At 34.8% G+C, this 8,991-nt stretch carries 7 protein-coding genes; 6 read left to right on the top strand and 1 reads right to left on the bottom strand.

The annotated features are described in order from the left end of the window. Positions 1–2,282: M14 metallopeptidase family protein (locus tag ACRBBL_RS27085; RefSeq protein ID WP_431372240.1), on the bottom strand; the 2,282-nt coding region annotated here is incomplete at its 3' end. 134 nt (positions 2,283–2,416) lie between these two features. Between ACRBBL_RS27085 and bshC the strand changes: the two genes are divergently transcribed. The 6 genes from bshC to ACRBBL_RS27055 all read left to right on the top strand — a co-directional run bounded on the left by bshC (position 2,417) and on the right by ACRBBL_RS27055 (position 8,799). Beyond that, entirely contained in the window at positions 2,417–4,024 is a 1,608-nt protein-coding gene (bshC, locus tag ACRBBL_RS27080) for a bacillithiol biosynthesis cysteine-adding enzyme BshC (RefSeq protein WP_431372239.1), read from the top strand. Between the two features lie 89 nt (positions 4,025–4,113). Beyond that, positions 4,114–5,649: a glutamine-hydrolyzing GMP synthase gene (gene guaA / locus ACRBBL_RS27075; RefSeq protein ID WP_431372238.1), complete on the top strand. Its 1,536-nt coding sequence runs from the start codon at positions 4,114–4,116 to the stop codon at positions 5,647–5,649. Between the two features lie 17 nt (positions 5,650–5,666). Beyond that, a complete protein-coding gene (locus ACRBBL_RS27070) occupies positions 5,667–7,586 on the top strand; it encodes an amino acid ABC transporter substrate-binding protein (RefSeq protein ID WP_431372237.1) in 1,920 nt (639 codons plus the stop codon). An 18-nt stretch (positions 7,587–7,604) separates the two neighbouring features. Next, positions 7,605–8,006 carry an OsmC family protein gene (locus ACRBBL_RS27065; RefSeq protein ID WP_431372236.1) on the top strand — a complete coding sequence of 134 codons (402 nt, stop codon included), beginning with the start codon at positions 7,605–7,607 and terminating at the stop codon, positions 8,004–8,006. Continuing rightward, the gene (locus ACRBBL_RS27060; RefSeq protein WP_431372235.1) at positions 8,007–8,558 is read left to right on the top strand and encodes a DUF922 domain-containing protein; all 552 of its coding nucleotides are present in this window, start codon (positions 8,007–8,009) and stop codon (positions 8,556–8,558) included. Continuing rightward, a complete protein-coding gene (locus ACRBBL_RS27055; protein WP_431372234.1) occupies positions 8,551–8,799 on the top strand; it encodes a DUF3820 family protein in 249 nt (82 codons plus the stop codon). The genes ACRBBL_RS27060 and ACRBBL_RS27055 overlap by 8 nt, the downstream gene beginning before the upstream one ends. Positions 8,800–8,991: the final 192 nt, after the last annotated feature.

The raw sequence follows: 8,991 nt of genomic DNA, 5'->3' as shown, positions 1-8,991 counted from the left end.
TCTAAATAAGAAACCGTATATCCATTTTTTAAATAACTATACGCCGAACTTCCTAACTTTAAAGTAAAATACGAGTCGCCATATCCAAAGGCAAGCGGATGTGTATTGTCTACTTTCGTCTTAAAAATGGCACCAGTAATATTATTAGATATGCGTTCACGTTCGCTTCTAGCATACGAAACAACATTATTTGCATCTTCTTTATCAGCTTCATTTTCTTTTCTAGAAAGTCCAAAACCATCTTTTCCAACAAAAGTGTTTAAAGAACTTCCAATAGCAATTACTTTTCCACCACGGGAAACCCAGTTTTGCAATGTTTGCAACTGTTTCTTGTCAAATAAAGAGCTGTAATTTCCATTCGGTAAAATCAAAATAGTAAAAGAATTCAATGTACTTGCTGAAAAATTACTTGAATCTACATTCGTTACAGGAAACTTCAATTCTTGTTCAAAAAAGTACCAAAGTTCTCCAAAACCTAATGAACTTGTTGCTTTCCCAGACATGACCGCTACCTTAGGCATTTTAATTTCTTTCACATCTGGCGAACCTAAATCAACGCCACTATCTGAAAAACCAGAAGAAAGACTCGATAACTGAATTGAATTATGAACTGCAATATCAAAAACTAGATCATCAAATTTTTCTATATTTTTATTATCACCTCTGGTAATAATCAAAGAACCGCGATCAAACGTTTTTCCATTTGCAGTAAAAGCTTTCTCTGTAAATCGTACACGAATTCCAGCTTGTAGCAATTGTCCTAAAAATGCAGCATCTGTAACATTTTTCCAATCGGTTACATACGCTACAGAATTTGTTTTTTTAGGAGTACTACTCAGTGGGAAGTCGAAACCAGTATTATTTTTATCGTAAGGAACAATTGTTTTAGAAGCAATGGTATTCAATCCATACGCATACGGAATGCTCCAAGCAGTAATATCGTATGTAACGGAATCACTAAGTTTAGCTTTTGGTTCAAACAAAACTTTTACCATTTTGGCTTTTGGTTGATCTGTACTTACTAATAATGCTTGCTCTACCTTTTTTGAAGTTTGTTGTCCATTGTTGTAATCAAAACCTTTTACAGTGCTAGTAGTCCAATTATATCTAATTTCGTGTCTATCCAAAAGTCGCATTAGTTTTTTGATACGATATATATTTCCTTCTAATACATAACTTTTATAGGTGAAATTTTTATCGCTAAAGAACTTTTTAAACTCAGCATTCAACTTGTCAGCATTTTTTGAAGAAATCTCTACGGTAGACAATCCAGTCGTATGATGATGTGCAATTCTATCTTTTAACGTCAGTAAATCGCCTTCGTCATTCATAATTCCTAAACCAGCACGTCCATGCCCAGCCTGTTCATAAGTCATTCCAATAGCGCCGTTAAAAGTAGGATACGTATCTCCGTAACTCGGATAAAACAAATCGAAACGTTCACGTGTAAAATACAACCAACCTTCCTTATCAAAATATCCTGCATGATTCTTTCCAATCTGAATTTGGAAATCGCGTTGCCAATCCGTAATTACCTCATGAAAAGGTTCTGCTGCTGGCGCAAAATAATACGGCTCATTAATTCCTTGTTCATGAAAATCGACATGAATATGTGGCAACCATCTATTATACACTTTCAAACGTTGACGCGTTTCTACCTGTGTTGCCCAAGCCCAATCTCTGTTTAAATCAAACAAATAATGATTTGGTCTTCCGCCTGGCCAAGGTTCGTTATGTTCTTTTGCTTTTTGATGTGAATTATAAGGAGAACTTGCTACTTGATTGTACCAATTTACATATCTATCACGTCCATCAGGGTTAATACACGGATCTATAATTACAACGGTATTTTCTAGCCAAGCTTTCTTGGAAGTAATCAATTCGTAAATTGTTTTCATTGAAGCTTCTGTACTTGACGATTCGTTTCCATGTACATTATAGCTCAACCAAACAATGGCTTTATCTCCAGGAGTAGAAGAATCTACAATTCCTGTATCTATCAAATGATTTATTTGAATTTTTTTTAAATTTTCTAAATTTTCAGCTGAAGAAACATACGCAACTTGCAACAAACGCTGTTCATTTGTTCGCCCGTATTCTTCCAATTGAACCATGTTGGAAGCTTTCGCTAGATATTGATAATAATCAACCACACGATGATGATTGGTAAATCTTGTCCCTAATTCATAACCCAAAAACTCGTCGGGCGATTGAATATTTTGTGCAAAAGCGGAAACAGAAATTATAAAAAATGAAAGTAAAGTAAAAATATGTCGTCTCATTACAAATGATAAGTTAGATAGACATCAAATCTAATTAATATAATTTTTGAAAAAGAATATCTTAACGAAATTTTGAGAAAATTCCATTTCAAATAACTTTATCTTTGCAACTTTAAAATACCTGACGACCAACTATGCCAACTGAATGTATACCTTACAGCGAAACTGGATATTTTTCTCCCTTAATGTGTGATTACTTAGCAGAAACAAACACACTAAAACCATTTTACAATCGTTTTCCAAAATTGGAAAATTTTGAAGCGCAAATCAAAGAAAAACAGCAATCTAGCTTAACGGATGCTTCGCAAAGAGCAGTTTTGGTAAATGCTTTACGTCAACAATATAAAGGTGTAAATGCTTCGGAAGCTACACTAAAAAATATTGAGAAATTAGCAGCTAACAATACATTCACCATCACAACAGGACACCAATTAAACCTGTTTACTGGACCATTATATTTTTTATATAAAATCATTTCTACCATAAATTTAACAACTACGTTAAAAGAAAAACATCCAAACTATGATTTTGTACCTATCTATTGGATGGCTTCTGAAGATCATGACTTTGATGAAATCTGTTACTTCAACTACAAAGGAAAAAAAATACGCTGGGATCGTGAAGCAAGTGGCGCCGTAGGTGAATTATCTACGGAAGGATTATCAGAAGTATTAGAAGCGTTTTCTAAAGAATTAGGAACAAGCAACAATGCAAAATATTTACAATCACTTTTTGAAGACGGATATGTAAAACACGATAACTTAACAGATGCTACACGTTATATTGCCAACGAATTATTCAAGCGTTACGGTTTGGTGATAGTAGATGGAAATGATGCTTCGTTAAAACAATTATTCATTCCGTTTGTAGAAAACGAATTGTTTCAGCAAACAGCGCACAAAAAAGTGTTGGAAACGGCGGAAAATCTGACGAAAGTCAATAATTCATACAAGATTCAAGTCAATCCAAGAGAAATAAATCTATTCTATATTACTGAAGGAGTTCGCGAACGTATCATTGAAAAAGAGGGTGTTTTTACGGTAAATAACACTTCCGTGAGATGGAACTCGGAGCAAATAAAACAGGAAGTCCACGCACATCCTGAGCGTTTCTCACCAAATGCATTATTGCGTCCGTTGTACCAAGAAATCATTCTGCCAAACCTTTGCTACATTGGTGGAGGCGGAGAATTGGCGTATTGGTTTGAATTAAAATCATACTTTGAAGCGGTCAATGTTACTTTTCCGATGGTTTTATTAAGAAACTCAGCAGTTGTAAAAACTGGGAAGCAATCAGAAAAGATGGAAAAATTAAACATTTCCAATCGTGATTTATTCCTAAAAAGAGATGCTTTTGTAAACAAAAAGGTAAAAGAATTAAGTGTTATTAAAATTGACTTTTCTTCTCAAAAAGAACACTTGCAACAACAATTCAAAGACTTATACACACTCGCAGAGCAAACGGATAAATCGTTTGTTGGAGCAGTTGCGGCGCAAGAAAAAAAACAACTCAAAGGTTTGCAACATTTAGAGAAGCGTTTATTAACGGCACAAAAAAGAGGGTTAAAAGACAAAATATCTCGAAGTACAGAATTGCAAGAACTGCTATTTCCAAACAACTCATTACAAGAACGCAGACTCAACTTCTCAGAATTGTACTTAGAATACGGCGAAACTTTGGTTCCAACATTAGTGGAATATTTACAACCATTGTCGGGTGAATTTTTGGTGTTGGAGCTCTAAAAAAGAGTGCTAAAAACCGTTGTGAATATCCTGTTGAAAAATCTTCAATTGAAGTATTAAAATCTAAAATCTAAATACTACTTTTGCGTATGCAACACGACAAGGTATTAATATTAGACTTCGGATCGCAATACACACAACTAATTGCGCGCAGAGTTCGAGAACTGAACATCTATTCCGAGATTCATCCATTCAACAAAATTCCAACTAACTTAGACGATTATAAAGCAGTAATTCTATCGGGAAGCCCAATGTCAGTAAGGTCTGATGATGCTTTTCATCCAGACTTAAAAGGTATTCGCGGTAAAAAACCTTTACTAGGCGTTTGTTATGGCGCACAGTACTTAGCACACTTTTCTGGTGGGCAAGTTGCCGAATCAAACACACGTGAATATGGACGTGCAAATTTGAGTTATGTAGAAGAAAATGAACCATTCTTAGCAGGAATTTCTGAAGGAAGTCAAGTTTGGATGAGCCATAGTGATACCATTAAAAAATTACCGACTAACGGAAAACTTTTAGCAAGTACGCACGATGTAGAAAATGCAGCCTACAAAATAGAAGGCGAAACTACATTTGCCATTCAATTTCATCCAGAAGTATATCACTCTACAGATGGAAAGCAATTATTAGAAAACTTCTTAGTACACATAGCAAATGTAAATCCAGATTGGACGCCAAATGCTTTTGTTGACGAAACTGTAGCTGACTTAAAAGCGCAACTTGGAAATGACAAAGTTGTCTTAGGTTTATCTGGTGGAGTTGACTCAAGTGTAGCAGCAATGTTATTGCACAAAGCAATCGGAGAAAACTTATATTGCATCTTTGTAAACAATGGTTTATTGCGTAAAGACGAATTTACAAGTGTCCTAAAACAATACGAAGGTATGGGACTCAATGTAAAAGGTGTAGATGCTTCGGCACGCTTTTTGGATGCGCTAGCAGGACTGAGCGATCCTGAGAAGAAACGCAAGGCAATTGGACGTGTATTTATTGAAGTGTTTGATGATGAAGCAACACAAATACAAGGTGTAACTTGGTTGGCACAAGGAACTATTTATCCAGATGTGATAGAAAGTGTGAGTGCAACAGGCGGACCAAGTGCAACGATAAAAAGTCACCACAATGTTGGAGGTTTGCCAGATTTTATGAAATTAAAAATCGTAGAGCCGTTGAAAGCATTGTTTAAAGATGAGGTTCGTAGAGTTGGTGCTTCTATGGGAATGGACAAGCAATTATTAGGTCGTCATCCATTTCCAGGTCCAGGATTGGCAATCAGAATATTAGGTGATATCACTGCGGAAAAAGTTCGTATATTACAAGAAGTTGATGCCGTTTTTATTGACGGATTACGCGCTTGGGATTTATATGATAAAGTATGGCAAGCTGGTGCAATCTTATTACCCGTAAACTCAGTAGGAGTCATGGGAGATGAGCGAACGTATGAAAAAGTAGTTGCATTGCGTGCAGTAGAAAGTACTGATGCTATGACTGCTGATTGGGTAGATTTACCGTATAAATTTTTGCAAAAAGTATCGAACGATATAATAAATAAAGTAAAAGGCGTTAATAGAGTAGTATATGACATCAGCTCAAAACCGCCAGCAACCATTGAATGGGAATAATTAATTAAGCATAAAGAATGAAGAAGCTTTTAGGATTTTTTTTAGTACTACTGATGACAAGTTGTTCTGCAACCGCACAACAATACAAAAGTCATAAAGTATCAAGAGGTGAAACGGTGGAAAGTATTGCCAAACAATACGATATCAGTCCAGATGATATCATCAAATTAAATCCAGAAGCAAGAAGAGGTGTGCGTAGAAACAGCATGCTAATTATTCCGTCAAAATCGATCAAACCTGCTACAGATGTCAATGTAACATTTACCAATCATAAAGTCCGTAGAAAAGAAACATTGTATGGTATTGCAAAAAAATATGGTATTACTACAGACGATATTCTAAAATACAACGAAAAAGTTGCCAAAGAAGGTTTAAAGAAAGGGGATCGTATTGCAATTCCAAAATTTAAGGAAAAGCCAGAAGAAGAAACTGTTGAAACAAAAGAGGAAGAAACTAAAACAGAAGAACCTACTTTTGAAATTTACACTGTAAAAGCCAAAGAAACCAAATGGGGAATTGCGCATAGTTACGGACTTACGATTGAAGAATTAGAAGCGATCAATCCGGAAATTAAAGACGGTTTAAAAGTTGGACAGGAAATAAAACTTCCAATTCGTTCAGAAAAACCAGCAATAGTAAGCGTAGAAAAATATGTGTTTTACGATGTGAAGCCAAAACAAACCATGTATACGCTTACGCGAAAATTAGGGTTTTCGGAAGACGAATTGATTCACTTAAATCCAGCCTTAAAAGATGGTTTAAAAGCCGGAATGGTCTTAAAGATCCCTGTTGCTAAAACAGAAAACTCTGATTTGGAAGTGGTTGATGCTGTGATTGTAGATAAGTTCAATTTCTTAGAAAATGCAAATCCTGAAAATGTATCGAATATTGTAATCATGTTACCGTTCAAATTGAACGAAATGAACATGGACTCTATAAGTCAGACAAAAAGCAAACTGAAAAAAGATAAATTACTAGGATACGCGACTGATTTTTATACAGGCTCTTTAATGGCGTTAGATTCCATTAAAAAACTTGGATTTTCTGTCAATGTAAAAGTGATTGATAATGGAGGGAAAAAAGGAACAACACGTACTGCAATAACAGAAAATGATTTTACAGACGTGCACGCAGTTATAGGACCAATTTTAGATTCTAACATAGAAGTAGTTGCTTCTGAATTAAAATCAGATGGAATTCCTGTAATTTCTCCATTAACAAACAAAGAAGTAAAACACAGAAATGTATTTCAAACAATTCCAGCAAAAAAACTATTAGAAGAAAAAATGTTGGAGTTTTTGAAAGAAAATGGACAAGATAAAAATGTAATCATCATTGCAGATAAAACAAAAGCAGGCATAAAAGCTACATTGCAATCTATTTTACCAAATCATACAATTTTCAATCCTGAAAAAGGAAACTATATCAAACCCGCATTAATTTTACCACATTTAAAGGTAGATATGGAAAATTGGGTCATCCTTGAAACAGATGATTTATCATTAATAGCAAATGTAACTTCGGTATTAAACTCGTATGCAACGACAGACAAACGTAAGATTGTATTATTAACTACAAATAAAAGTAGTAAATACGAGAGCAGCGATAATATATACTACAGTCACTTGGCTAATCTTAACTTTCACTATCCATCTATTGATAAACCTTCATCATTAAACAATCAATTTGTACAGGATTATAAAGAAATATATGGAATTTCGCCAAGTAAAATTGCAACACGTGGATTTGATATTACGTTCGATATATTAGTACGTTTAGTATACGATCAAAACTTAGCTAAAAGTGTGCGAACAGGAACAGAAACAAACTACGTAGAAAATAAATTTAATTACAGAAAAAAAACATTTGGAGGATTCTTTAATGAAGGCGTATATATAGTAAGATACGAAGGACTGGAAATCAAAGAAGCTAAATAATAAACATACAATTCAAATATGACTTCAAAAGTAACATATACAGGAAGCCTTAGAACGGTTTCAGAACACATAAAATCTGGAAACGAATTCATAACTGACGCTCCTACAGACAATAATGGGAAAGGAGAAGCGTTCTCTCCTACAGATACTGTTGCGACAGGACTCGCAAGTTGTATGTTGACAGTAATGGGAATTAAAGCGGGACAACTCGGTGTACATATGGAAAATACAACCGCAGAAGTTACCAAAACAATGGCTTCAGATCCAAGACGAATCTCAAAAATAGAAGTGCAAATTCACTTGCCTTTTGAAGCAGACAATAAAACCCGAAAAATACTAGAAAACACAGCAAAAACTTGTCCTGTACATTACAGTCTTCACCCAGATATTGAAAAGATTGTTGAATTTCATTGGAAATAAATGTACAAACTATTAGGCATACTATGTATTTTTCTATTCGTTCAAGACGAAGAAACTATCAATTGGTCGCAGCAAGGAAAATTACATTGGGGAAACTTTGAAGCTGAACCAGATTATGATACGGATGCTGTTGCCATTACGGCTTCGGGAATAACGTATGGCTTTAGTTCAAAAAGCTATTCCAATAGCGATAAAATAGAATACACAACCAATGTAATAGCACAGTTTTACCCAGAACGATCTTGGTATTTAAAAGAACGTGTAAATGACACTGTGTTAGGTCATGAACAATTGCATTTTGACATTTCTGAATTGCATGCACGAAAATTTAGAAAGCGTATAAAAAACACCAAATTTTCAAAAAACATTCAGCAAGAAATCTCTAAAATCTACGATCAAATCAACGAAGAATTGCGTAACATGCAAAATGCCTATGACACTGGTTCTGATTATTCTAGGGATTATGCAGGACAAATAAAGTGGCAAAAATTAATAGCACGCGAACTAAAAAAATACGATAACTACAAGCGATCTCCATCAGATAATGACTGATTTTCCCAATAAAGAAGCACAACAAAAACTCCTCATAGAATTGGCGCATGCCAAAATGCCTTTCGGAAAATACGAAGGTAGATATTTGGTGAACTTGCCAGAAGCGTATTTAATTTGGTATCGACAAAAAGGATTCCCAAAAGGAAAGCTAGGAAAACAACTCGAACAAATGCTCGATATCAAAATCAATGGTTTAGAACCGATGATTCGAAACATTCAGAAGCACTTTCAGAAACAATAGTTGCGGACGATATTAAATTCTATACATAATAATTTTACCATATCGCGAGAATATAATTTATTTATCATCCCAATACCCAATACCCAATACCCAATACCCAATACCCAATACCCAATACCCAATACCCAATACCCAATACCCAATACCCAATACCCAACACCCAACACCAAATACCCAATACCCAATACCCAG

Origin of the sequence: Kordia sp. (genome assembly GCF_050633145.1) — a bacterium.
Lineage (GTDB): Bacteria > Bacteroidota > Bacteroidia > Flavobacteriales > Flavobacteriaceae > Kordia.
This window is presented reverse-complemented; position numbering and strand designations above follow the sequence as displayed.

Excerpts from the sequence above, each read along its gene's own strand:
- guaA (WP_431372238.1), top strand. The coding sequence starts at position 4,114 with ATGCAACACGACAAGGTATTAATATTAGACTTCGGATCGCAATACACA.
- bshC (WP_431372239.1), top strand. The coding sequence starts at position 2,417 with ATGCCAACTGAATGTATACCTTACAGCGAAACTGGATATTTTTCTCCC.
- ACRBBL_RS27060 (WP_431372235.1), top strand. The coding sequence starts at position 8,007 with ATGTACAAACTATTAGGCATACTATGTATTTTTCTATTCGTTCAAGAC.
- ACRBBL_RS27055 (WP_431372234.1), top strand. The coding sequence starts at position 8,551 with ATGACTGATTTTCCCAATAAAGAAGCACAACAAAAACTCCTCATAGAA.
- ACRBBL_RS27065 (WP_431372236.1), top strand. The coding sequence starts at position 7,605 with ATGACTTCAAAAGTAACATATACAGGAAGCCTTAGAACGGTTTCAGAA.
- ACRBBL_RS27070 (WP_431372237.1), top strand. The coding sequence starts at position 5,667 with ATGAAGAAGCTTTTAGGATTTTTTTTAGTACTACTGATGACAAGTTGT.